The 23,221-nt window shown below is 63.6% G+C and carries 19 protein-coding genes; 5 read left to right on the forward strand and 14 right to left on the reverse strand.

What is annotated here, in order from left to right; translation table 11 throughout:
• Positions 1 to 209 precede the first annotated feature (209 nt).
• The 4 genes from lpdA to QZ409_RS12500 all read right to left on the reverse strand — a co-directional run bounded on the left by lpdA (position 210) and on the right by QZ409_RS12500 (position 6,739).
• A complete protein-coding gene (gene lpdA, locus QZ409_RS12485; protein WP_296711611.1) occupies positions 210 to 1,958 on the reverse strand; it encodes a dihydrolipoyl dehydrogenase in 1,749 nt (582 codons plus the stop codon).
• Between the two features lie 18 nt (positions 1,959 to 1,976).
• Entirely contained in the window at positions 1,977 to 3,560 is a 1,584-nt protein-coding gene (gene aceF / locus QZ409_RS12490) for a dihydrolipoyllysine-residue acetyltransferase (protein WP_296711613.1), read from the reverse strand.
• Positions 3,561 to 3,636: 76 nt separating this feature from the next.
• Entirely contained in the window at positions 3,637 to 6,324 is a 2,688-nt protein-coding gene (gene aceE, locus QZ409_RS12495; protein WP_296711615.1) for a pyruvate dehydrogenase (acetyl-transferring), homodimeric type, read from the reverse strand.
• 124 nt (positions 6,325 to 6,448) lie between these two features.
• Positions 6,449 to 6,739 carry a hypothetical protein gene (locus QZ409_RS12500; protein WP_296711618.1) on the reverse strand — a complete coding sequence of 97 codons (291 nt, stop codon included), beginning with the start codon at positions 6,737 to 6,739 and terminating at the stop codon, positions 6,449 to 6,451.
• 34 nt (positions 6,740 to 6,773) lie between these two features.
• Between QZ409_RS12500 and QZ409_RS12505 the strand changes: the two genes are divergently transcribed.
• The 3 genes from QZ409_RS12505 (at position 6,774) to QZ409_RS12515 (ending at position 8,700) form a co-directional block, all read left to right on the forward strand.
• Complete coding sequence (locus QZ409_RS12505) at positions 6,774 to 7,358, forward strand: LysE family transporter (RefSeq protein ID WP_296711621.1); 585 nt, start codon at positions 6,774 to 6,776, stop codon at positions 7,356 to 7,358.
• Between the two features lie 34 nt (positions 7,359 to 7,392).
• Positions 7,393 to 7,992, forward strand: coding sequence for an alpha/beta family hydrolase (locus QZ409_RS12510; protein ID WP_296711624.1), 600 nt, complete (start codon positions 7,393 to 7,395; stop codon positions 7,990 to 7,992).
• A gap of 120 nt (positions 7,993 to 8,112) precedes the next feature.
• The gene (locus QZ409_RS12515) at positions 8,113 to 8,700 is read left to right on the forward strand and encodes a hypothetical protein (RefSeq protein ID WP_296711626.1); all 588 of its coding nucleotides are present in this window, start codon (positions 8,113 to 8,115) and stop codon (positions 8,698 to 8,700) included.
• Between the two features lie 28 nt (positions 8,701 to 8,728).
• Here the strand turns inward: QZ409_RS12515 and QZ409_RS12520 are convergent, their stop codons facing one another.
• From QZ409_RS12520 to QZ409_RS12530, 3 genes are all read right to left on the reverse strand, one after another.
• On the reverse strand, positions 8,729 to 9,226 hold the full coding sequence (locus tag QZ409_RS12520; protein WP_296711629.1) for a hypothetical protein: 498 nt from the start codon (positions 9,224 to 9,226) through the stop codon (positions 8,729 to 8,731).
• Positions 9,227 to 9,295: 69 nt separating this feature from the next.
• Complete coding sequence (locus tag QZ409_RS12525; RefSeq protein ID WP_296711632.1) at positions 9,296 to 9,514, reverse strand: hypothetical protein; 219 nt, start codon at positions 9,512 to 9,514, stop codon at positions 9,296 to 9,298.
• 387 nt (positions 9,515 to 9,901) lie between these two features.
• Positions 9,902 to 10,537: a hypothetical protein gene (locus QZ409_RS12530; RefSeq protein ID WP_296711633.1), complete on the reverse strand. Its 636-nt coding sequence runs from the start codon at positions 10,535 to 10,537 to the stop codon at positions 9,902 to 9,904.
• Between the two features lie 88 nt (positions 10,538 to 10,625).
• Between QZ409_RS12530 and QZ409_RS12535 the strand changes: the two genes are divergently transcribed.
• Positions 10,626 to 11,132, forward strand: a complete 507-nt coding sequence (locus QZ409_RS12535) for a DUF3280 domain-containing protein (RefSeq protein WP_296711636.1) — start codon at positions 10,626 to 10,628, stop codon at positions 11,130 to 11,132.
• Positions 11,133 to 11,244: 112 nt separating this feature from the next.
• Here the strand turns inward: QZ409_RS12535 and QZ409_RS12540 are convergent, their stop codons facing one another.
• Positions 11,245 to 12,627 (reverse strand): carbohydrate porin, encoded by a 1,383-nt coding sequence (locus tag QZ409_RS12540; protein WP_296711638.1) that lies wholly within the window; start codon positions 12,625 to 12,627, stop codon positions 11,245 to 11,247.
• 162 nt (positions 12,628 to 12,789) lie between these two features.
• The gene (locus QZ409_RS12545) at positions 12,790 to 13,584 is read right to left on the reverse strand and encodes a sulfite exporter TauE/SafE family protein (protein WP_296711641.1); all 795 of its coding nucleotides are present in this window, start codon (positions 13,582 to 13,584) and stop codon (positions 12,790 to 12,792) included.
• Between the two features lie 201 nt (positions 13,585 to 13,785).
• Between QZ409_RS12545 and QZ409_RS12550 the strand changes: the two genes are divergently transcribed.
• Positions 13,786 to 15,858, forward strand: coding sequence for an elongation factor G (locus QZ409_RS12550; protein WP_296711644.1), 2,073 nt, complete (start codon positions 13,786 to 13,788; stop codon positions 15,856 to 15,858).
• Positions 15,859 to 15,866: 8 nt separating this feature from the next.
• Here QZ409_RS12550 and QZ409_RS12555 read toward each other — a convergent pair whose 3' ends face one another.
• The 5 genes from QZ409_RS12555 to QZ409_RS12575 all read right to left on the reverse strand — a co-directional run bounded on the left by QZ409_RS12555 (position 15,867) and on the right by QZ409_RS12575 (position 23,086).
• Positions 15,867 to 17,693 carry an alkaline phosphatase family protein gene (locus QZ409_RS12555; protein ID WP_296711648.1) on the reverse strand — a complete coding sequence of 609 codons (1,827 nt, stop codon included), beginning with the start codon at positions 17,691 to 17,693 and terminating at the stop codon, positions 15,867 to 15,869.
• A gap of 85 nt (positions 17,694 to 17,778) precedes the next feature.
• Positions 17,779 to 18,009 carry a zinc ribbon domain-containing protein gene (locus QZ409_RS12560; RefSeq protein ID WP_296711668.1) on the reverse strand — a complete coding sequence of 77 codons (231 nt, stop codon included), beginning with the start codon at positions 18,007 to 18,009 and terminating at the stop codon, positions 17,779 to 17,781.
• A gap of 54 nt (positions 18,010 to 18,063) precedes the next feature.
• Positions 18,064 to 19,188, reverse strand: a complete 1,125-nt coding sequence (locus QZ409_RS12565) for an ABC transporter permease (RefSeq protein ID WP_296711671.1) — start codon at positions 19,186 to 19,188, stop codon at positions 18,064 to 18,066.
• Complete coding sequence (rbbA, locus tag QZ409_RS12570; protein ID WP_296711652.1) at positions 19,188 to 21,929, reverse strand: ribosome-associated ATPase/putative transporter RbbA; 2,742 nt, start codon at positions 21,927 to 21,929, stop codon at positions 19,188 to 19,190. Before rbbA ends, QZ409_RS12565 begins: the two co-directional genes overlap by 1 nt.
• A complete protein-coding gene (locus QZ409_RS12575) occupies positions 21,926 to 23,086 on the reverse strand; it encodes an HlyD family efflux transporter periplasmic adaptor subunit (RefSeq protein WP_342394841.1) in 1,161 nt (386 codons plus the stop codon). Before QZ409_RS12575 ends, rbbA begins: the two co-directional genes overlap by 4 nt.
• Between the last annotated feature and the right edge of the window lie 135 nt (positions 23,087 to 23,221).

A 23,221-nucleotide genomic window follows, 5' to 3' on the forward strand; every position in this document is an offset into this window, starting at 1 on the left:
ACGCCGACCAACACGCCAAGAAAAATGGCGATCAGGACCTGCACATAGAGCTGGCGATACCAGGGCTTCTTGTGCGGCGGCGTCTCCGGCCTCTCGGCGGCGCCGCTCATGTTGATGGGTGTTGCGATTTGGCTCGACATGGTCTGCCTCCCTCGGGGCGAGCTTTTGCTCTCTCCCCGCCTGCTGTTACCAATGAAATTTGCTCTGCGTCACTTCCGCTTTTGCGGCGGAAGATCCGTACAATGACCCTCGAAAACTTCGGCTGCCATGCCGATGGATTCGCCCAGCGTCGGGTGGGGATGGATGGTCTTGCCAATGTCCGACGGCTCGCATCCCATTTCGACCGCCAGACAGATTTCGCTGATCAAATCGCCCGCATGTGTGCCGACAATGCCGCCGCCGATGACGCGATGGGTCGCCTCGTCGAACAGAAGCTTGGTGAAGCCTTCGTCTCGCCCATTCGCGATGGCGCGGCCGGAAGCCGCCCAAGGAAAGACCGACTTGCCGAATTTGACGCCTTCGGCCTTGCACTGCTCTTCCGTCTTGCCGGCCCACGCAACCTCGGGATCGGTATAAGCGACGGACGGAATTTGGCGCGCGTCGAAGAAGGACGGCTCCCCATGCGCGGCCTCGGCGGCGACATGGGCTTCATGCACCGCCTTATGCGCCAGCATCGGCTGTCCGACGATATCGCCGATGGCGAAGATATGCGGAACATTGGTCCGCATCTGCCTGTCGACATCGATGAAGCCGCGATCGGTCACGGCGACGCCAGCCTTGTCGGCGGCGATGTTCTTGCCGTTGGGACTGCGGCCGACCGCCATCAGCACGAGATCATAAACCTGCGGCTGCGGGGGCGCCTTCTCGCCCTCGAAGCTGACCTCGATGCCCGCATCCGTCGCCTTGGCGCCGACAGTTTTGGTCTTGAGCATCACATTGTCGAAGCGATGCGCATTCATCTTTTCCCAGATCTTGACGAGGTCGCGGTCAGCGCCCTGCATCAGGCCATCGAGCATTTCGACCACGTCGATGCGCGCGCCGAGCGTCGAATAGACCGTGGCCATTTCGAGCCCGATGATGCCCCCGCCGACCACCAGCATCCGCTTGGGGATGGACTTCAGCAGCAGCGCCCCGGTGGAATCGACGATGCGCGGATCTTCCGGCAGGAAGGGCAGCTTCACCGACTGGCTGCCGGCGGCGATGATCGCCTTGGCGAATTTGACCACCTTCTTGCCGCCCGCCGTAGTGACCTCGATGTGGTGCGGATCGAGGAACGCGCCGACGCCGGTCAGGACTTCCACCTTGCGCGCCTTGGCCATACCCATGAGGCCGCCGGTCAGCTTCTTGATGACGCCGTCCTTGAAGCCCCGCAGCTTGTCGAGATCGATCTGCGGCGCGCCGTAGGAAATGCCGTGGTCGGGCAGATGCCGCACTTCGTCCATGACCGAAGCGGTGTGCAGCAGCGCCTTGCTCGGAATGCAGCCGACATTGAGGCATACGCCGCCGAGCGTGTCATAGCGTTCGACCAGCACGGTCTTCATGCCGAGATCGGCGCTGCGGAACGCGGCGGAATAGCCGCCCGGCCCGGCGCCGAGCACGATCGTCTCGCATTCGATATCGGCCTTGCCCCCATGACTTGAGGGTGTCGGCGCGGGCGCCGCTGACGGCGCCGGCGCGGCAGGCGAAGCGGGAGCCGGGGCGGAGGTCGCCGCCGCCTCGGCTGTTTCGACGACGAGGATCGCCGTGCCTTCGCTGACCTTGTCGCCGACCGCGACCTTCAGAGCCTTCACGACGCCTGCATGGGAGGAGGGAATCTCCATCGACGCCTTGTCGGATTCGACCATGATAAGACTGGTCTCCACGGCGATGGTTTCGCCAACCTTGACCATGATCTCGATCACGGCGACATCCTTGAAATCGCCGATGTCAGGCACTTTCACTTCGATTTGAGCCGCCATTGCGCGCCCTCCCTGATGTCAGAACAGAACGCGCCGCAGATCGGCGAGCACATTGGCGAAATGCACGTTGAAACGCGCGGCGGCGGCGCCGTCGATGACGCGGTGATCCCATGAGAGCGACAAAGGCAAAGTCAGCCGCCAGCTTGACGAAACGCCATCCGGCGAATGTTGCTTCCAGTAGCCCTTGCACACGCCCATGATCGCCACTTCGGGGGCGTTGATGATCGGCGTGAAATAGACGCCGCCAATGCCGCCGAGCGACGAGATGGTGAAGGTGCCCCCCTGCATCTGGTCCGGCTTGAGCTTGCCGTCGCGCGCCAGTTTCGCGAGTTCGGACATTTCCTTCGCAATTTCCGGCACGCTCTTCTTGTCGGCGTCGCGGATCACCGGCACCACGAGTCCGTTCGGCGTATCGGCGGCGAAACCGATGTGCCAGTAATTCTTGTAGACGAGCGTGTCGCCGTCGAGACTGGCGTTGAATTCGGGGAATTTCTTCAACGCCGACACCGCCGCCTTGACCATGAAAGGCAGCAGCGACAGCTTGACGCCGCTCTTCTCCAGCTCCTTGTTCATCTGGACGCGGAACTTTTCGAGATCAGTGACGTCCGCCTCGTCATGGGTCGTGACATGCGGGATGACGACCCAGTTACGGTGCAGATTGGCCGCCGAAATCTTCTTGATCCGGCCAAGCTCCTTGCGCTCGACGGGGCCGAATTTCGCGAAATCCACCTTGGGCCAGGGCAACAGATCGAGTCCGCCGGCGCCGCCTCCGGCAGCCGGCGCGGACGCCGCCGCCTGCGGCTTCGACGCGCCGCCCTTCGCAAAGGCCTCAACGTCCTCGCGCAGGATGCGGGCGTTGCGGCCCGTTCCCGTCACCTTGCCAAGATCGACGCCCTTTTCGCGCGCCAGCTTGCGCACGGCAGGGCTGGCATAAGCGAGCGCAAAGGCCTTTTCGTCGATTGCGCCGGCCGCCGGTTGGGCGGCGGCCGGCGCCGACGGCGCGGGCGCTACGGAAGCGGACCCGGGAGGATTTTCCGCTGACGCCCGCGCGTCGTCCGTGGCGAGGACCAATATGATCGCGCCCTCGCTGACCTTGTCTCCGACTTGCATTTTCAATTCGCGCACGACGCCCGAAAGCGGCGCGGGAACCTCCATCGTCGCCTTGTCGGATTCGAGCGCGACGAGCGGGTCCTCGGCCTTCACGCGGTCTCCGACCTTCACGAAGATCTCGATGACCGGGACATCCTTGAAATCGCCGATATCAGGAATGCGCACCTCGGCCACGCCTTGCGGCGCGTTTGTGGGCGCGGGCGGCGCCGCGACGCTGGGCAAGGGCGGCGAGGACGGCAGGGCAGCGCCGCCCTCCTCGACCAGTTCGAGGATGACGCTCCCCTCGCTCACCTTGTCGCCCAGAGCGACCTTGATGGACTTGACGACGCCGCCACGCGGCGCGGGCACGTCCATCGTCGCCTTGTCGGATTCCAGCGCGATCAGGGAATCCTCCGGGCTGACCTTGTCGCCCGGCTTCACAAAAATCTCGATCACCGGCACGTCGCTGAAATCGCCGATGTCGGGCACACGAATATCGATCACATTGCTCATGGTTTTTTCCTTGAGACGGCGTCGCGTCGCGCCCAGGCTCGGAGATCATGACCTTCGAGCCTGGGGTGGATTGAATTCAGATCGTCCAGGGCGCGGGGCTCCCGGCGTCGAGTTCGTATTTGGCGATGGCTTCCGCGACGACCGCCGGGGCGATTTTTCCCTCGTCAGCGAGCGCCTTCAGCGCGGCGAGAGCGACATGATGCCGGTCCACTTCAAAGAACCGGCGCAGACTGGCGCGATAGTCGCTACGGCCGAAGCCGTCCGTGCCGAGCGCGACATAGCTGCGGCCCGCCGCATGAACGCTTTCGCGGATCTGGTCAGCGAAATTGCGCATGTAATCGGTCGCGGCGACGACCGGCCCATCATGGCCGTCGAGCTGACTCTCGACCCAGCTCTTGCGGCGCGGTTCAGTGGGGTGCAGACGGCTCCAGCGTTCCGCCGCCATGCCGTCGCGACGCAGTTCGTTGAAGCTGGTCGCGCTCCAGACATCGGCGGTCACGCCGAAATCGGTTTTGAGCAAAGCCGCCGCCGCAATCACCTCGCGCAGGATGGCGCCTGATCCCATGAGCTGAACGCGCAGACCCTTCTTGTCCGAGGGGCCGCCGCTTTTCAGGAGGTAAAGTCCCTTGAGAATCCCCTCTTCCGCGCCTTCGCCCGCTTCGGCGAGGCCCGGATGGGTGTAATTCTCATTCATCAGGGTGACGTAATAATAGACGTCCTCCTGCTCCTGATACATCCGGCGCATGCCTTCGCGGATGATGGTCACGACCTCATAGGCGAAGGTCGGATCATAGGAGACGCAGTTCGGGATCGTGCCCGCAATGATGTGGCTGTGGCCGTCCTCGTGCTGGAGGCCCTCGCCATTAAGCGTCGTGCGTCCCGCCGTGCCGCCGAGCAGGAAGCCGCGCGCCCTGATGTCGCCTGCGAGCCAGGCGAGATCGCCGACCCGCTGCATCCCGAACATCGAATAGAAGATGTAGAATGGGATCATCGGAACGTCATTGGCGCTGTAGGAGGTCGCGGCGACGATCCAGCTCGACATGGCGCCGCCTTCGTTGATGCCCTCCTGCAGAACCTGGCCGTTGCGATCCTCGCGGTAATACATCAGCTGATCGGCGTCCTGCGGGCGGTAAAGCTGGCCAACCGAGGAATAGATGCCAAGCTGGCGGAACATGCCCTCCATGCCGAAGGTGCGGGATTCGTCCGGCACAATCGGCACGATGCGTTTGCCGATAGACTTGTCGCGCACGAGCGTTCCGAGCATCTGCACGAAAGCCATCGTCGTAGAGATTTCGCGCTCGCCGGTGTTTTCCAACAGGCGCTGGAAAGTCGAGAGCGGCGGAATTTCCAGCGAAGCGGACTTGCGTCGCCGCTGTGGCAGGCATCCGCCTAAAGCCGCGCGCTGGGCGCGCAGATATTTCATTTCCGCGCTGTCCTCAGGCAGCGTGATGAAGGGGACTTTTTCCAGCTCCTCGTCGGCGAGCGGAATCTGGAAGCGATCGCGGAAGCCGCGCAGCGCGTCCGCCGTCATTTTCTTGGCCTGATGCGCGATCATCTGGCCTTCGCCGGATTCGCCCATGCCATAGCCTTTGACGGTCTTGGCCAGAATGACGGTCGGCTGGCCCTTGTGCTTCATCGCGGCCGAATAGGCGGCGAATACTTTCACCGGATCATGGCCGCCGCGCGTCAGCTTCCAGATCTCGTCATCGGACATGTCCGCGACGAGCGCCTTCAGCTCTTCATACTTGCCGAAGAAATGCTCGCGGATATAGGCGCCGCTCTTGGACTTGAAATCCTGATATTCGCCGTCGACGCATTCTTCCATGCGCTTGAGCAGCAGGCCGCTCTTGTCCTTTTCCAGCAGCCTGTCCCAGCCCGAGCCCCAGAGCGCCTTGATGACGTTCCAGCCGGCGCCGCGGAAGACGCTTTCCAGTTCCTGCACGATCTTGGCGTTGCCGCGCACCGGGCCGTCCAGGCGCTGAAGATTGCAGTTGATGACGAAGATCAGATTGTCGAGTCTTTCGCGTCCGGCGAGCGAAATGGCGCCGAGCGATTCCGGCTCGTCCATCTCGCCGTCGCCCATGAAGGCCCAGACGCGGCGGTTATCGGTTTCGGCGAGGCCACGGTTCTGGAGATATTTCAGGAACCGCGCCTGATAGATCGCCAGCAGCGGGCCAAGGCCCATCGAGACGGTCGGGAACTGCCAGAATTCCGGCATGAGCCAGGGATGGGGATAGGAAGAGATTCCCTTGCCGCCAGTCTCCTGCCGGAAGCCCAAAAGCTGTTCCTCGGTCAGGCGGCCTTCGAGAAAGGCGCGGGCGTAAATGCCGGGCGCGCAATGGCCCTGCACGAAGACGAGATCGCCGCCATGGCCCTCTGATGGCGCATGCCAGAAATGGCCAAAACCGATGTCATAAAGCGTCGCTGCCGACTGGAAGCTCGCGATATGGCCGCCGAGTTCCGAGCTGTGCTTGTTGGCGCGCAACACGATAGCGAGCGCGTTCCAGCGGATGATCGAGCGCAGCTTGTGCTCGATGGCGCGGTCGCCCGGAAGCGGCGGCTGCTGGTGGGGGGGAATGGTGTTGCAATAGGGGGTGGTCAGCGCGCTGGGCACGAAAAGGCGGTCGCGACGCGCCGCATCCACCACCGCATTGACGACGAAATTCGCGCGTTCGGGACCGCCATGGACTCCAAGCGCCGAAAGCGCATCGACCCATTCCTGCGTCTCGACCGGATCGAGATCTTCCAAAATTGTCTCAGCCATGAGTCCTCCCTGTCGCCGGCAAGCTTCTGCAAGCGGGCGCAAAAATCCGCGCGCCGGCGGGGCCGCCGGAGCCTTCAGTTTGAAAATTTGGTTGGATTGCGCGCGGGCGGTTTCGCCCGCAAGTTCAGCGGCGCTGTCGCAGATCGGTCATGATTTTCGTCTCCCCAGACGCAGTTTTATTCTCGTTGGCGATAAAGACAGCACGATACATGCCACCGGCGCGGGCCTGCCCCGCGTTGAGCGCGGACCTTTTACCAGATTGAAATTTCACTTCTTTTTGGAACCGTGGCAAAGTCCCATCGTCGGGCGAGCCCGAAAGATCGGAAAAGGACGGTGCGGCGAGGCCGAAAATCCGGACGGTGGCCCAAGGCTGGCTGAAACGGCGGCGACCTCGCTGGAACCTGAGCCAGATCATGGCGGCCTCGCGCGAACGAAGGAATGTTCGGCTCATGGATCAAGTCACTTTCATCGCCGCCGCGCTCTCCCTGCTCGCGACGCCCGGACCCACCAACACCCTGCTCGCCACGTCGGGCGCCGAAACCGGCCTGTGCCGCTCTCTTCCGCTGCTGGGCGCCGAACTCGGCGGCTATCTCCTGGCGATCCTGCTGTTGCGCGCCCTGATCGGCCCGCTCATGGCCGCCAATCCGAATTTCGCAATGGCGTTGCATGGCGCCGTCGTCGTCTATCTGCTTTATCTCGCCTTTGCGCTCTGGCGCCGGGGGGCGCGTCAGATCAATGCAGGCGGCGCCATCACTTTCCCGCGCGTGTTTGTGACGACTCTTCTGAACCCGAAGGCGATCATCTTTTCCTTTACGCTGCTGCCGAAGCGCGGCGATATTGGCGAACTGGCTCCATGGCTATCGATGCTGTCGCTCCAGATCGTGACGGTCGGCCTGGGCTGGATCCTGCTGGGCCATATGCTTCGCGGCCGCTTTCGCGAGCCGGGCTTCGCGCACGTCGGCTACCGGATCAGCGCGTTGATCCTGGTCGGGCTTGCTGGAATGATCGGCGGACATTCCCTCAGCCTTGCCTGAACGGGACCCTCGCGAAAGGGATGATCTGACGCCAATGGCCGACCGTGACATCGCATTCCTGCTGGCGCCCGGGGCCGGCGCCCCGTCCACCCACCCGCGCATGCAGGCCTTTGCGCGTCTGCTGGAGCCGATCGGCTCCGTGCATCCCTTCGACTATGCCTACGCCCTCGAGGGCAGGAAAAGTCCTGACCGGCTGCCCAAACTGATCGACACGCACCGCGCGGCGCTCGACGCGCTGCGCCAGAAGCATGATGGCCCGATTGTCCTCGTCGGCAAGAGCATGGGCGGCCGTGTCGGCTGCCACGTCGCGCTGGTGGAGCGCGTCGCGGCGGTCGTCTGCCTCGGCTATCCGCTGTGCGGCGGCGGCGATCCAGCCAAGCTTCGCGATGAGGTCCTGCTGTCGCTCTCGACGCCGGCGCTATTCGTACAAGGCTCGCGGGACAGGCTCTGTCCGCTCGACCTGCTCGAAGACGTGCGGCGCCGGATGCAGGCGCCCAACGACCTGCATGTCGTAGAAGGCGGCGACCATTCGCTGCTCTTGTCCAAGACCGAACTCAAGGCGCGCGGAATCGGTCAGGACCATGTCGATCACGCCATTGGCGAGGCCATTGCCGCCTTCCTGCGGAAGAAATGAACGCCGGTTGGCGAAAACTGCGCAAAATATTCTCCGCCATAACTTCTCGGCAAAAGCGGCGCCGGTCTTGCTAATCGCTTTTCTGCGCCTACAATCGCGGCAGAAAGGAAATTGCGCGTCATGGAGAAGACTACGCTGGCCTCCTTCAGGTACCCGCGGCATCTGACCGAGACGCCGAAGAAATCCTATGTGGCTCAAAATCTCATAGATTTCCTCAAGCTCGACACCTCCTATTTCCTCAAATCCTTCCGCAAGAAATTCAAGCCCGCCAAGGCCGTCGCCGATCCGGGCGACATCCTGACCGGCGATCCCGCTCGAACCGAAGTGCTCGACGTCGTGTCGACGACCCGGAACGCGCAGGATCTTCTGGCTGCAACCGCGTGGCTCGCCGATTTTCATCAATTCATCGTTCGCGACGACGTCGATCATTGGGAGGCCATCGCCCCGGACCTGGTTCTTTGGCGCAATTTTCCCGGCGCCTATGTGCTCTGGACCGCAAGAATCATTCCTTCCCCGGCCCCGGCGCGCGGCGCCAGTCAGCAAGCGCGCTTGCGCATCGTCCGGCAACTCGTCGCCAACACGCAGGCGCTCGAGGCCGTCGCAAGCGCCCTCGACCTCTCGCCCGACGTCCGAATTGAGGACGACGACATCATCGTCTCCTATATCGCAGGGAAAATGCGGCGCCCGGCGCTGACTGAGGGGCATTGACGCGCGCGCGCTCGTGGCATGTCGCCTGTCAGGCGATATTGAGGGCCTTGGCGACTTCGGCGATGGACGCCTTTTCGGCGTCGGTCACCTTGACGCCGCCGAAGCCCAGGAAGCCGCCTTCGGTTGAGGCCTCTGCGACGCTCTCCGAGACATGCTTGAGCCACGCCTTGAAAGGCGCGGCGTCCGCCCCGGCCTTGGCGTCGAGAAGATTGCCCACCTGCGTCAGTTTCGTGATCGCCTGAACCTTGAGTTCGGCGGGGGTCTTGCCGGTGAGGTCGTCCTTAAAACCCTCCCGGGCCGCCGCGCGGCCTTCGGAGGTCGCAATATCGGCCACCATATCCTTGACCAGAGACAGCCCGGCCGGATCCTTCCCGGCTTCGAGCAGGGCGCGTCCGCTCGCCATGCTTTCCTGTAACAGCCCCCAGAGGCCGCTCGGCTCCGCGAGCGTCACGGCGAGGCCCGCGAGCATCGGACTGGCCATGATAAGTTTCCATTCCTCCGCGGTGAAATCAGCTTTCGACGCCATGTCTTCCTCCCCCAATTCTTTATCATTTTGCCGCTGTACGGGCCGCCTCGCGTCGTCACCCGCCGCCGCCTAAATGTGGCTCCGCTTCCTCGGAGCGCATTCGATCTTGGCGTATTCGCGTTCCGGCGTCGGCTGAATTGCGGACCGGGCGAGCGCTTCCTGCGCCTGAAAACCGCAAGCCGCCCATGTGCGCGCTTCGCCGCCGCTCAGGGTCTGAAGGGCGTTGTAATCATGACACTCGCCGGGCGACATCGAGAGCGAGCAGATCAGTATGACCACGGAAAACATGGCGGCCCCTCGTGCAATACGGGTGAAACGGCGCCGGCGAAACTCTGCCGGCGGACGGCGCATCGGATATTCCACGACAAGTCGGGGCGACTTCGGATGTTCCCGGAGCGAGTTTTGTGCGGCGGCAAAATCAGGCGCCCTGACGGCATTTGACCGCCTCGGACCGTCGAAATGATACGCAAACGATAGCACGTTTGACTATTTCCAGAAATTTTTTGAGGAAAGGCCCGGAAACGCCCACGCCTACGGTCTGCCTTCAGAAACGCGGGCGCCCCCCGCTCAAGCGTCGCCGCATTGCCTTCCACGAAGCCAGAACAACTTTTCGCGAGACACGCCAAATTGGGTTGCCCCGCGGCATTTCCCCAGCCACGAGGCGGCGTGGCGGAATCACCGGTCCCGGTCGAGCAGCGCCTTTTCCTCGGCGTCCAGCGCCTGGTCGTCGCATTGGGAGAGCGGCGCGCGGGTGAGCCGGAAATGTTTGTCGTCCTCGGCGAAGGCGTTTTGCACTATGTCGCTCTTCTGGTTCGGCCGGGGCGCCCACAGATCGGTGTCCAGCGGCAGACTGAGCTGAACGACATTCCTGCTCTCAATCGCCAGCCGCACCTTGCCGCCAATGCCAGCGCAGACCGCGGCGCGGTCGAGCCTGTCGCGCACTTTCCCATTGCCGCATTCTGCTACGGATTCGAGCGACGCCGGGCGATCGCGGACGTTCACGCCGAGACGCAACTGATAGCCGTAATCCAGATTGGAATAGACCGTCGCCAGCATGCGGACGGCTGTCACGCGCTGGTCCGGGTGGGCGGCGAGATAGACCGCGTCATAGGTTCGCGTGAAACAGGCGAAGGTCTTACCTTCTCCTGGCTTTTGCCCCGCGAGAAAGGTGACGAATTTGCCGGGCTGCGCCGCCTGCGCCATGAAAGCTGAAAGCAGCGCCAGGACGAAAGACAAAGGCAGGAGGCTGTGGTTACGCATCGACGAGGCTTTCAAAACCGCGATGGATGCGACGTTAGCATTCTTCGCCAACTGAGGCTCGGCCTTCGATTGGCGCAAACGCCGTGATAGGCTCCCAGCAGGCGGGGCGCCGCCTGCCCCGCCACACGCCGGAGTTTTCATGCGCGCGAAATCGATTTTGATCCCTGCCCTGCTGGCCGCCCTCTCCCTCGGCTCGGCTCGGACCGCTGTTGCAGAGGAGGCCCAGAGCGCCGCCTTGTTCGACGCCGTCTTCGTCAATGCCTCGCCGCAGCCGACTTCGCCCGAGGAAACCGCGCGCATTCAGCATTTGACGGAAGCGTTGAAAACGGCGCTGGATAAATCTGGCCGCTATCGCATCGTGGACATTGCGCCGCTGAAGTCGCAGATCGACGGTGTGAAAGACATCCACGACTGCAATGGCTGCGAGATCGAGCTGGCGCAAAAGGCGGGCGCGCAGGTCGCAATCGTGGCCTGGGCGCAGAAAATCAGCAATCTGATCCTGAACCTCAACATCAGGATCGTGGACGTGGCGACCGGCAAGACGCTCAAGGGCGGCAGCGTGGATATTCGCGGCAATACCGATCAGTCCTGGGATCGCGGCCTGAAATATCTGCTCGAGGAGCGCGTCCTGGATGGGCGGGGCTGACGCCCGGCGCCGCGCCGCTTCCCGAATTCAAAAATGCGCGACGCAAAAAGCGCGGCGGAAGCCGTGAGGCCGCCGCCGCGCCGATGCGCCATTCGAGAGGGGAGAATGGAGCTTAGAAAGCCATGGATGTCCGCACGCCCAGGACGACAGCGTCCTTCGCCGGCAAGCCGCTCGCATCGGCGATATTGCCGCCCGGATGGAAGATGTATTGGAGGTCCGGCTGTATGGTCCAACCCGGCATCAGCGCGGCCTGATAGGTGACCTCGATCACGGCTTCGTAGTTCTGCACCGGATAAACGCCGGCGTCATATTGAGCGCCACGCACGGCGTTCGATATCTTCCCATAGGCGCCCGCGACGCCGAACACGTCGTCCGGACGGTTCGGGACGAGGCCGGCGAAGTTCAAGCCGCCGTCAATGTAGAAGTTGATCAGGTTGCGGTCTTCCGGCGACCCCATCGCGCGGACGAAAAAGCCCACGGATTTCGAGCCATCGGCTGCAAGCTTGAGGATCTGCTGATCCCAGACGCCATATATGCCCCAGTTGCCGCGCAGCTGGCCGGGATCATTGCCGGTCAGGGCGATCGGCAGCCCGTTGGCGTCATAGCGAAGATCGTCGAAATGGCCGAAATGCTGATAGGAGCCGAGCTTGATCGAGCCCGCGAGGCCCTGTGCATCCTTGGCCTGGTTATAGCGATATTGGATTTCCTGCATCGCCAGCGGCGAAGTGTCCAGGGCGAAGGTCGTGCCATAGGCGTTGCACTTTTGCGCGTTGCCTACGCCGTTCTTCCCGGCCGGATCGCCATTGAAAACGGCCATCAGCACAGTGAACGGATCGCTGTCCCCGCCGAGTTTCAGCCGTGCGCCCGGCGTTGCGAGCGGATAGGCCGGGCCGCCGGCCGGCAGGTTGGCGGCGGTGAAGGCCGCCCAGCCAAAGGTGCCGTTGACGAACAGCGATCCATATTTGCTGATCAGGAATTCACTATCCGCCGCAAGCTGGCCGAAGCGCAGCCCGACCTTGTCGTTGAAGAACTTCTGCTCGTACCACAATTCAAAGAGGCGAACCGTGACCATGGCCTCGGTATTCGTGACCGGCATCAAGCTGCCGACATAATTGGTCGTCAGGCCGCCGCCCGTGATCCAATAGCCATTGGCGTGAACGGCGCCGCCCTGAATGCCAAACAGCTTCTCCATGTCGGCGTCGATCGCCAGTTCGAGACGCCCGTCATAGGCCGCGCCCTGCTTCTGGCCGCCCGACGGGTTGCCAAACACGTCGCCGATATAATTGACCGAAACCCCGATGCCCTTTTCCGCAAGCTGCTTCTTGAAGGCCGCGACCGAGGCGAGCTGGGGAATATTGTCCGCGATGGACGGCGGCCCGTCGTCGGCGAGAGCCGCGCCCGGAAAGGCGACCAGAGCCGTCAGAGCCGCCGCACGCCAAGCTTTTGCAGAGGCGCTGGAGACGCGCGACACCTCAGTTGGCTTGGTGATAGTCATGAAATTCCCCGTGATCTCGCCCGGCCGAATCCAACGGCCCAGTTGATATCAAGGAATAAAATCCAGGCTTTTACGCACCAATAGAAATGCTCTTGTTTAGAAGATTTCTAATGTGCTTTCATGATGCCTGATGCAGGAATGCCACAATTCCCTCGATAGCGATCACTGGAACGCCAGCTTGGCCCCGACAAGCGCCAGCGCGACGGCCAGCAGCGTGCGCAAGGCGCGGTCGGGCACGCGGGTCGCGAAATGGCTGGCGATCATGATGCCGGGGATCGACCCCAGCAGCAGGGAGATCAGCATCGGCCAATCGACCGAGCCGATGGCCCAATGGCCGGCGCCCGCGATCAGCGTGAGCGGCACGGCATGGGCAATGTCTGTCCCGACGATGCGCAAGGTTGACATCTTCGGATAGAGCATCAGCAAGACCGTGACCCCGATGGCGCCGGCGCCGACCGAGGAGAGCGTCACCATCACGCCCAACGCCGCGCCAAGAACGATTGTCAGCGCCGCAATATGGCGCTCGGACAATCTCGCGAAAGCCGGCCGGGTCTTTTCCACGAGCCAGGGGCGAAACAGCAGCACCGTGGCCGTCAGCAGCAGCGCATAGCCGAGGATAGTGGAGATCGCAGAGCCCGAGCGCTGCGATTGGACGCCCCAATAAGCGAGCAGAGCCAGTGTCGCCAGCGCGGCCGGCGCGCTTCCCGCCGCGAGGCGGCGAACGACAGACCATTCGATCGAGCCATTACGATGATGAACGGCGGAGCCCGTGATTTTTGTCAGCCCGGCATAGAGCAGGTCCGTACCCACCGCCGTCGCCGGATGGATGCCGAACATCAAGACCAGCAGCGGCGTCATCAGCGAACCGCCGCCAACGCCGGTCAGGCCGACCAGTCCGCCGACCGCAAGGCCCGCGAAGGTGTAAGGGAAATGGATGAACTGACCGATCTGCATCATGCGCCCGCTGCTTTACGGAGCAAATTTGTAATTTCTACCTATTATGTCAATTAATATTTTTTATCGTGATAGATTTTTCTTCTCTTCAACCGCCAAGCTCGCTCCGATCCGCCCCGCCAAAACCATTGGCTTTTCCCGCAGCGCATGAAATATTTGCGACACGCTGGCCCCGGCTGGCCCGCGCGTGGGAAGGAACGAAAAATGAGCGATTCCCGAAACGTGGACAAACGTGTGAGCGGGCCGCGATTAATTGCCATCGTCGGTCCGTTCCAGAGCGGCAAGACCACCCTGCTCGAATGTCTCCTCGCCCGCGCCGGCGCACTGTCCCGCCAGGGCTCGGTGCGCGACGGCTCCTCCGTCGGCGACAGCAGCGCCGAGGCCCGCGCCCACGCCGCGAGCGTCGAGGCCAATATCGCCTCCGTCGACTATCTGGGCGACCGGCTGACCTTCGTCGACCTCCCCGGTTCGATCGAATTCGCGCATGAAGCGCGCAATATCCTGCAGCTCTGCGACGCCGCCATCGTCGTCTGCGAGGCGGACGAACGCAAACTGCCGGCGCTGCGCGTCATTTTGCGCGAGCTGGAGGAGCTGGGAACGCCCCGCATCCTCTTCCTCAACAAGATCGATCAGGCCTCATTGCGCATCCGCGAGACGCTGGCCATGCTGCAGCCAACCTCGCGCACCCCGCTGCTGCTGCGCCAGATTCCGCTCTGGCAGAACGGCATCGTCACTGGGTTCATCGATCTCGCGCTGGAGCGCGCCTTCGTCTATCGCGAACACGCCCCCTCCGAAGTCGTGGACGTGCCCGCCGGCGAAATGCCGCGCGAGAAGGAAGCTCGCTACACCATGCTGGAGCGGCTGGCCGATTATGACGACGCGCTGATGGAAGAGCTGATCGCCGACATCGAGCCGCCGCGCGACCAGATTTTCGACGACCTCACGCGCGACTTGCGCGAGGGGCTCGTCGCCCCGGTGCTGATCGGCTCGGCGGAAGCCGGCCATGGCGTCACCCGCCTGCTGAAGGCCTTGCGCCATGAGTCGCCCGGCATCGCCAGGCTGCGCGCCCGCCTCGGCATTGAAGACGAAGGCCCTGCCCTCGCCCATGTCGTGAAAACGGTCCACACGGCGCATGGCGGCAAGCTGAGCTTCGCCCGCGTGCTGCGTGGCTCGTTCAGCGACGGCGGGGTGGTGCGGAGCGCCAAGGGCGAGGACCGCATCTCGGGCCTGTCCCGGTTGATGGGGCTGGCCAGCTCGAAACAGGGCAGGATCGAAGAGGGCGATAGCGCGGCCTTTGGTCGTCTGGACCATGTCGCGACGGGCGACAGTTTTTCCGATGCCAAGAACGGCGCCCCCGCCGCGGCCGTCGCCATCGTGGCGCCGCCGCAGCCGACCCACGCCGTGGCGCTGGCCGTCAAGGACCGCAAGGACGAGGTGCGTCTCGCGGCGGCTTTGGCCAGGCTGAACGACGAAGACCCTTCGCTGATCTTCGTTCACGACCAGCAAGCGGGCGAGCTGAAGCTTTATGGCCAGGGCGAGATGCATTTGCGGGTCGCGCTGGAGCGGCTCGCCGCGCGCTTCGGCGTGACGGTCGAGACGCACAAGCCGGTCGTCGGCTATCGCGAAACCATCCGTCACGCCGTCTCAGTGCGCGGCCGCCACAAGAAGCAGTCCGGCGGCCATGGCCAGTTTGGCGATGTTGCTCTGGATGTGGCGCCCCTGCCCCGTGGCGAAGGTTTCGCCTTCAGCGAGACCGTCCATGGCGGCGCCGTGCCCAGGAACTATTTCGGGGCCATCGAGGAAGGCTGCCAGGATGCGCTGGAAAAGGGTCCGCTCGGCTTCCCGGTGGTGGACGTCGCCGTGACCTTGACCGACGGCTCCTATCATTCCGTCGATTCCTCCGACATGGCGTTCCGCACTGCGGCGCGCATCGGCGTGTCCGAGGCTCTGGCAAAGGCCAATCCGGTCCTGCTGGAGCCGATCCTCAATGTCGAGATCACAGCGCCAAGCGAGGCGCTCTCTCGCGTCACCGCGATCGCGACCAGCCGCCGCGGCCAGATTCTCGGCTATGACGGACGTCCGGGCTGGGAAGGCTGGGATGTGCTCAATACCCTGATGCCCGAGGCGGAAATGGACGGCCTGATCGTGGAGCTGCGCTCCGCGACGGCGGGCGTCGGCTTCTTCACCCAGAAGTTCGACCATCTCGCCGAAATCGTCGGCAAACCCGCCGACGCCATCGTCGCCCATCACAATGGGGCCAAGGCCCCGGCGCACTGAGCCGGGGATTATCTGGGTTCGTCGGCAGGCAATCCGAGCGTGCGCCCCGGATAGCCCGCGACATCGAAATAGAGCGTGGCGCCCGACGTCTGGAAGCGCAATTCGGTGACATGGCCGAGCGCGTCGTGCGCGGAGCGGCGCGTTTCCAACTTCCACTCGGGCATGGCGCCATTGGGCATGGCTTCGGCCAGCACCCTGCCGACCAGCTTGCCGCGATCCTTCACGTCGAGATCGAGCAGACGCGCGACCGTCTTGCCGATATCGGCGTTGCTGGCGGGCGCGGGATCGACGAAGCTTTGCCTGAAGCTAGGACCGGCCGCCGCCATGACGTTGCGGGTGTCCGCGCGCGAAAAACTGCCATGCATGCCCTGCCCCTGCTGCAAACCGGTGTCGCCGACTGAGACCCCGCAGGTGGTCGGGTCGTCGCAGCCGAGCGAGAAACTGCGGAAATTCACCGCGATCGCCGGGAAAGGCGTCACCGCCGTCCCCTTCAGCGCAATCGCGCTCAAAGGCAGCGTCCCCGGAATTTCGCCGAGATCGTCATCCACGAAAAGCCCGCTGACATAATCCTGCGCCGAGAGAATCTCGACGACTCTCCGCGCCAGAGCAGAATCTTTTTTCGGCAGATAGACGAGGTCCGAGCCGCCATTGGCTGTCACCACCACGTCTGGCTGCGCCGGATCAAGCCCGATCAGCCCATTGGCGCGGCTGGGATAAGCGCTCGGCGCGACGAGAGCGTTCTTGCCGTCAGGATCGAACAAAGGTAGGCCGAGGCCATGGGCGATATCGACCGCGAGAAAGCCCGGCGGCAACAGGCGCGCCGGCACATTGGGATAGCTCTGCGCCGCCGCCCAGCTGGTCGCGCTTTCCTTGGAAATAGTCGAAAAGCCGTGGTCCGAGGTGAGGATCACATCCGTGTCGCCCTCCAGCCCCTCGGCCCTGAGCGCGTCGAGCAGGGCCGCGAGATTATTGTCCGCGTTGCGGATCGCGGCGAGCGAGGTCGGGCCGTTGATACCCGGAATGAGGCGCAGCAGGCTGTCGCCCTGATTATGCTGCGTGCCGTCGGGGTCGCGCGACCAATAGACCAGCACGAAGGGTTTTCCGCGCTCCTTGAACAAAGGAAGCGCCGCCTGGGTCGCGACTTTGACGAAATAGTCCTGCTGCTCGACATTGGCCGACAAGGTCCCCGGCTCTGTCGCCGAGCCGGCGCTCCTGTTGGGACCGCGCCCGGGCGCCTTGTCGGGCAGGCCGGCGGCGGCGATCCGGGCCTTGACCTCGCCGGACAGCGCGACCCCGGCCGGCGAGCCAGTGCTGTCATCGACCACGATGGCATCCGAAACGACGCTTTTGTCGCGACTGTTGGCGAGGTGATCGAAGATCAGCGCCGGGCCGAGCTTGCCGATGGTCGCGGTCGAATAGCCCTTGGCGCGCGCCGCGCGCAGAATCGTTTCCTCGTTCAGGTAATCGCCCGCGAAATGCTCGTCCACGTCGCCGAGCACGGGGTCGTTTTCGAGGAAGGGCGTCACGCTGTCGCCTGCGCCGGGAACGGGAAAGCCGGTGTAGATCGTGTTGGAAAAGTCGCCATGGTCGCCCGGAAAATGGCCCGTAGCGAGGCTCGCGGCATTGGGCGTGGTGAAGGTCGGAAAGACGGAATGGCTGTTCGCGAAGGTCACGCCCTTGCGCATCAGCGCCATCATGGCGGGGGCGGTCTGCTCATTGACCATGCCGGGCCGCAGGCCGTCGGCGACGAACAGCACGACATTATGCGGCCTCTGCTGCGCGAGCGCGGGCGCGGCCAGGGCAAGCATCATGATCACGGCGGAAAAACAGCGCATCGCGGCCTCCATTTTCCGATTGGTTAGACCGGAGGCCGTGACTCTTTCGTGACAAAATCGTTCGAAGCCATACGTCCGGAAGCCGCTATTTGAACTTGCGCTCTTCCTTGCTGAAATTGCTGGCGTGGCCTTCCCGCTCCGCCTGGGCGCGCCAGATCTTGGCTTTCGCCTTCAGCTTGAAATCCGGCGCGACCCGCGAGGCAAGGCGCTCCATTTTCTGGCTGCCGCAGGCCGGGCAGACGGCGGTGTCGCTGAAGCCCATCAGCAGTTCGGAATCCTGTTCGCATTCGGCGCAATGGAAGGAATAGAGCGGCATCATGGTTCCCCGAAAGTTCTGCCTCATATTTAAGCAAGTTTCAGGCCAGCATTTTCAGCCCGATTGCGTGGACACGCTGCGGAAGCGCCACAGCGCGAGTGCCAGAAAGATGGCGCCGATCGCGGCCATGGCGACGAAACGCGGCCAGACGATGTCGAATCCCGCCCCCCGATAAAGGATCGCCTGGGCGATGGCGACGAAATGCGTGGAAGGCGAGGCCTGCATGATCGTGCGCAGGAAGGGCGGCATGGATTCGAGCGGAGTATTGCCGCCCGAGAGCAGGTTCAGCGGCACGGCGACAAGCAGGTAAAGCAGGCCCAGCTGCGGCATGGTCCGGGCGATGGTGGCGAGGAAAATGCCGATCGACGTCGCGAAGAACAGATAGATCGCCACGCCGCACATGAAGAGCGGGATCGAACCTTCGATAGGTATGGCGAGCAGACGCTGAACCACGAAGATCAGCGACAGCCAGACCGCGCCGGCGATGACCAGGCTATTGGCCCAAATCTTGGCCATGGCGATCTCGAAGGGCGTCACCGGCATCACCAGCAGATGCTCGACCGTGCCATGCTCGCGCTCGCGCACCACCGCCGCGCCGGCGAGAATGATCGACAGCATGGTGATAGAGCCGATGATGCCCATGACGCTGCTGAACCAGGCCGTGACGAGATTGGGATTGAAGGCGATGCGCACCGCCTGGCCGACGAGGACGGGCGAGGGTTCGTCCTGCCGGGTTAGGAATTTAGCGATCTCGTTCGCCAGGATCTGCTGCGCATAGCCCGAGCCGATGCCCGCCTGCATCATGGCCGTAGCGTCGACATTAAACTGCAGCACCGGCCTGCGGCCCGCCAGAAGGTCGCGTTGGAAATTGGGTGGAATGTCGAGGATGAAGGTATAGGCGCCGGTGTTCATCAGCCGGTCGACATCGCCTTGCGCTACCGGAACTGCAGGCAGAAAATAGGGCGGCAGGAAGGACCGCGCGAGGCGGCCCGAGAGTTCGGAATGGTCTTCGTCCACCACGGCCAGCGAGGCGTTGTGCAGCTCCTGCGCATTGCTCTGCGCTTGCGCGACGATCGCCAGCGAAAAGGAATAGATCACCAGACCGAGCAGCACCCAGTCGCGGAAGAAGCTGCGCAGCTCCTTGGTCCCCAGCCAGTAGATGTTGCGAAGCGTCTGCATCATTTCTCCTGTTTCCTCAGCAGGAGAAGGCTGATCAGGATCAGCGCCGGAGCGAACAGCGACAGCAAAGCGAGATGGCGCGACAAATCGGCGAAGCCGAGGCCCTTGGTGAAGGCGCCGACTGAAATCGGCAGGAAATAGGTCATGGGGAAGAACTCCCCCATCACCCGTCCGAAGCCGGTCACCGACGAGGCCGGCGTGCTCAGGCCGGAAAACATGGTCGCCGGCAGAATGGTGAGAATGACCGTGCCAAACAATGCCGCGATCTGCGTGCGCGTGAAGGCCGAAACCACCATGCCATAGGCGGTCGTCGCGGCGACATAGGCCAGCGCCCCGAGCGCGAGAATCCCGAAGCCGCCCTTGAGCGGAACCTTGAAGATTGTGAGCGCCATCACGAACATCACGAGGAAATCGATGAAGGCGAGCGCAACATAGGGAATCTGCTTGCCGAGCAGGAATTCCAGTCGCGATACGGGCGTCACATAGAGATTGGTGATCGAGCCCAGCTCCTTCTCGCGCACGATGGCGAGCGCCATCAGGATGGCCGGAATCAAGGCGAGCTGAAGCGCGATGGCGCCCGGAACCATGGTATAGATCGAGTCAAAATCCTGATTGTAGCGGAAGCGCGTCTCGATCGAGGCTGACGCCGCCTCCGAGTCCGCCCCCATGCCGCGAATGGCGGGATCGGCCAGGAATTGCTGATGCACGCCCGAGAGATAGCCGTGGATGGTCTCGGCGCGGAACGGCATGGCGCCGTCGATCCAGACGGACACCTCGGTCGGACGTCCGCGCTTGATGTCGCGGCCAAAGCCCGGCGGAATTTCCACCGTCGCGCTGACCGCGCCGCTCTTCAGGCGCGCGCGCAAATCCTCGGCGTCCTGGATCGGCGCCTGTTCGAGAAAATAGGCCGAACCGCGGATTTCGCTGGCATAGGCCCGGCTGAGAAAGGAATTGTCGCGGTCGAGCACCGCATAGGTCAGCGAATCGACATCCGTCGTGATGCCGAACCCCAGCGCCAGCAGCAGCAAGGCGGGACCGAACAAGGCATAGCCGAGGCGGATCGGATCGCGCGACAGCTCCAGAATTTCGCGGATCGTATAGGCCATCATGCGCCGGAAGCTGAACCACGGCGTCTTCAGCGACGCATCGGGCGATGGCGGGATCGCCGCCTCGTCCGGCGCGGCCGCGTTCCCCCGCCCTGCGCCTGCCTCCTCCAGATAAGCGATGAAAGCGTCTTCGAGATTGGCGGCGCCCTTGGCCTTGATAAGTTCGCCCGGCGTCCCGGTCGCGAGAATGCGCCCGGAGTCCATCAGCGAAATGCGGTCGCAGCGCGCCGCCTCGTTCATGAAATGGGTGGAGATGAAAATGGTTACGCCATGCGCGCGCGATTGTTCGATCAGCAGACGCCAGAATTCGTCGCGCGCCACAGGATCGACGCCCGAGGTCGGCTCGTCGAGGATCAGCAGTTCGGGCCGATGCACCAGCGCCACGGCGAGGGCCAGACGCTGCCTGATGCCGAGCGGCAGCTCGGCGGCGAGCGCATCGCGATGGCCTTCGAGACCGAAACGCGCAATCAGATCCTCGATGCGCGCGCGGGCTTCCTCGCGCGGCAGTTGGAACAATCTCGCGTGGAGGTCGAGATTCTGCTGCACGGTCAGTTCGGAATAGAGCGAAAAACTCTGCGACATGTAGCCGACGCGGCCGCGCGATTCCATGCCGCCGGCCTCCATGGTCCGCCCGAACAGGCGCGCGCTGCCCTCGCTCGCCGGCAGCAGTCCGGTGAGCATCTTCATGGTCGTGGACTTGCCGCAGCCGTTCGAGCCGAGGAAGCCGAAGATCTCGCCGCGTTCGATGTCGAGATCAACATGGTCGACGGCGGTGAAATCGCCGAAGCGGCGGGTCAGCCCCCGGGCTGAGATCACCGGCCCGTCGCCGTCATCGCCGCGCGGCGGAATGTCCAGCTTACGCGCCCTGCCCCGCTCTTCTTCCGGCAGCAGAGCGATGAAGGCGTCCTCGATGCTTGCTGCGCCGGTCTGCGCCTTGATCTCGGCGGGCGCGCCGGTGGCGAGAATTTTGCCGGCGTTGAGCACGATGAGAAAATCGAAACGCTCGGCCTCTTCCATATAGGCGGTGGCGACGATGACGCTCATTGCTTTAGCTGCGCGCCGGCGCATGCGGTCCACCAGTTCCCAGAACTGCCGCCGCGACAGCGGATCGACGCCGGTGGTCGGCTCGTCGAGGATAAGCAACTCGGGATCGTGGATTAGGGCACAGCACAGGCCGAGCTTCTGCTTCATGCCGCCGGACAGTTTGTTGGCCGGGCGGTCCGCGAAAGCCGCGAGGCCGACGTCGCGCATCAGCTGCATCGCCCGCGCCATGCCCTCGGCGCGGCCTTGCCCGTAAAGGCGCGAGAAGAAGCGGATGTTTTCCGCGACTGTCAGGTCGGGATAGAGATTCTTGCCCAAGCCCTGAGGCATATAGGCGATGCGGTGGCAGGCGGCGTCTCGGAAGCGCGCGTCGTCAATATTGCCGCCGAGTACTTGGATTCCGCCGTCCTGCAGCGCCTTGGCGCCCGCGATCAGCCCGAGCAGGGTCGATTTGCCGACGCCGTCAGGCCCGACCAGGCCGACCATGCAGCCCGAGGGAATATCGAGCGTGAGGCCGTCGAGCGCGCGCGTCCTGCCATAGTCGTGGCGCAGGTGAAGCAGGCGGACGACCGGCGAAGCCGGGTCCGGATTCATTCTTTGCGGTCCTGCGGCGAGTTCTTCGGGGGCGCGGTCGCTGCGAGGGTTTTCCCCTGCAGCGACGCCGGCCAGGCCTGCGCGGCGTCGGTCTTGACATAGGCCACGCCCGGCAAACCGCTGCGCACCTCCTCAGCATGGGCCCGGGCGAGATCGGAATCGATCTTGACCCGCACGCGGAACATCAGCTTGTCGCGGTCGTTCTTGGTCTCGACCATTTTCGGCGTGAATTGCGCCTGGCTCGCGAGGAATGAGACCTTCGCCGGAATCGGCCGGTCCGGAAAGGCGTCGAGCAATATGCGCGCGTCGGCGCCGACATTGACCTTGTCGGCGGAAAGCGTCGGCAGATAGACGTCCATATAAACATAGGACGTGTCGAGCATGGTGAAGACCTTGCCGCCCGCAGCGAGCACCTCGCCAATATTAGCGAGGCGATATTCGATGCGCCCGTCGCGCGGCGCGACCAGCTTGTTGTCGTCGATATTGACCTGAGTCAGCTGGGAATCGTGCTGCGCCGCCTTCAGGGAGTTCTGCGCCTCATTGACGCGGTGTTCCGCCGCGATCTGGATCGCGCGCGTGGAGTCCAGCGCCTGTTTGCGCTGGTCATAGGTTTCACGGGTCGTGAAGCCGCTGGCGAGCAGCTTTTCGGCGCGCTCCATCTGCTGCTGGGCGAGCAAGGTCGAACTGCGGGTCTGTTCCAGCGTGGCTTGCGCCTCCTCGACCGCCTTTTGCGCCTGTTCGATCTGCGCCTGCTGTTTTTGCAGGGTCTGGGCGAGATCGCGGGTGTCCATCACCGCGACGATCTGGCCGGCAGCAACCTTGTCGCCCTCCTCGGCGCGCAATTCGGCGATCCGGCCCGCGAATTTGGTGCTGATGTCGATCGGGTCCGCCTCAAGCCGGCCATTGCCATAGACGATCCAGGCGGGAATGGCTGGCGCGCGATGCGCCTGCCAGAAGGCGAAGCCGGCGACGCCGCCAATCAGTGCGATGAGGATGAGTCGCCGCGTCCAGACCCAGCCACGGCTCGCGGGATGATGCTCGACGATCGCCGGAACCTGCTCCGGCTGCGGAACCGTCGCCGGCAAACGTGCGGGTTTGGCGAGGTCAGGACCCGATTCGGTTCTGGTGGGTCCGCCAGCGTCATTGTTCTGGCTCAAAGGAATACCTCAAACTGCGAAAAGGAAAGAAGAATTAGCGCTGCCGCCAGTATGGCGCCTTGATCTGACGCTATTGCGGCGGAAGAATTTCCGCTAGCCTTTAGCTCGCATGTAGCGCCCGCCGGGACGGGCGAA

The organism is Rhodoblastus sp. (assembly GCF_019449565.1).
Classification (GTDB): Bacteria; Pseudomonadota; Alphaproteobacteria; order Rhizobiales; family Beijerinckiaceae; genus Rhodoblastus.

What these genes read in the sequence shown, in the direction of transcription:
- aceE (WP_296711615.1), bottom strand. Translation starts at nt 6,324, where the DNA reads ATGGCTGAGACAATTTTGGAAGATCTCGATCCGGTCGAGACGCAGGAA.
- QZ409_RS12510 (WP_296711624.1), top strand. Translation starts at nt 7,393, where the DNA reads ATGGCCGACCGTGACATCGCATTCCTGCTGGCGCCCGGGGCCGGCGCC.
- QZ409_RS12515 (WP_296711626.1), top strand. Translation starts at nt 8,113, where the DNA reads ATGGAGAAGACTACGCTGGCCTCCTTCAGGTACCCGCGGCATCTGACC.
- QZ409_RS12565 (WP_296711671.1), bottom strand. Translation starts at nt 19,188, where the DNA reads ATGCAGACGCTTCGCAACATCTACTGGCTGGGGACCAAGGAGCTGCGC.
- QZ409_RS12545 (WP_296711641.1), bottom strand. Translation starts at nt 13,584, where the DNA reads ATGATGCAGATCGGTCAGTTCATCCATTTCCCTTACACCTTCGCGGGC.
- QZ409_RS12525 (WP_296711632.1), bottom strand. Translation starts at nt 9,514, where the DNA reads ATGTTTTCCGTGGTCATACTGATCTGCTCGCTCTCGATGTCGCCCGGC.
- QZ409_RS12500 (WP_296711618.1), bottom strand. Translation starts at nt 6,739, where the DNA reads ATGATCTGGCTCAGGTTCCAGCGAGGTCGCCGCCGTTTCAGCCAGCCT.
- lpdA (WP_296711611.1), bottom strand. Translation starts at nt 1,958, where the DNA reads ATGGCGGCTCAAATCGAAGTGAAAGTGCCTGACATCGGCGATTTCAAG.
- QZ409_RS12540 (WP_296711638.1), bottom strand. Translation starts at nt 12,627, where the DNA reads ATGACTATCACCAAGCCAACTGAGGTGTCGCGCGTCTCCAGCGCCTCT.
- QZ409_RS12505 (WP_296711621.1), top strand. Translation starts at nt 6,774, where the DNA reads ATGGATCAAGTCACTTTCATCGCCGCCGCGCTCTCCCTGCTCGCGACG.
- QZ409_RS12520 (WP_296711629.1), bottom strand. Translation starts at nt 9,226, where the DNA reads ATGGCGTCGAAAGCTGATTTCACCGCGGAGGAATGGAAACTTATCATG.
- QZ409_RS12550 (WP_296711644.1), top strand. Translation starts at nt 13,786, where the DNA reads ATGAGCGATTCCCGAAACGTGGACAAACGTGTGAGCGGGCCGCGATTA.
- QZ409_RS12560 (WP_296711668.1), bottom strand. Translation starts at nt 18,009, where the DNA reads ATGCCGCTCTATTCCTTCCATTGCGCCGAATGCGAACAGGATTCCGAA.
- rbbA (WP_296711652.1), bottom strand. Translation starts at nt 21,929, where the DNA reads ATGAATCCGGACCCGGCTTCGCCGGTCGTCCGCCTGCTTCACCTGCGC.
- QZ409_RS12555 (WP_296711648.1), bottom strand. Translation starts at nt 17,693, where the DNA reads ATGCGCTGTTTTTCCGCCGTGATCATGATGCTTGCCCTGGCCGCGCCC.
- aceF (WP_296711613.1), bottom strand. Translation starts at nt 3,560, where the DNA reads ATGAGCAATGTGATCGATATTCGTGTGCCCGACATCGGCGATTTCAGC.
- QZ409_RS12535 (WP_296711636.1), top strand. Translation starts at nt 10,626, where the DNA reads ATGCGCGCGAAATCGATTTTGATCCCTGCCCTGCTGGCCGCCCTCTCC.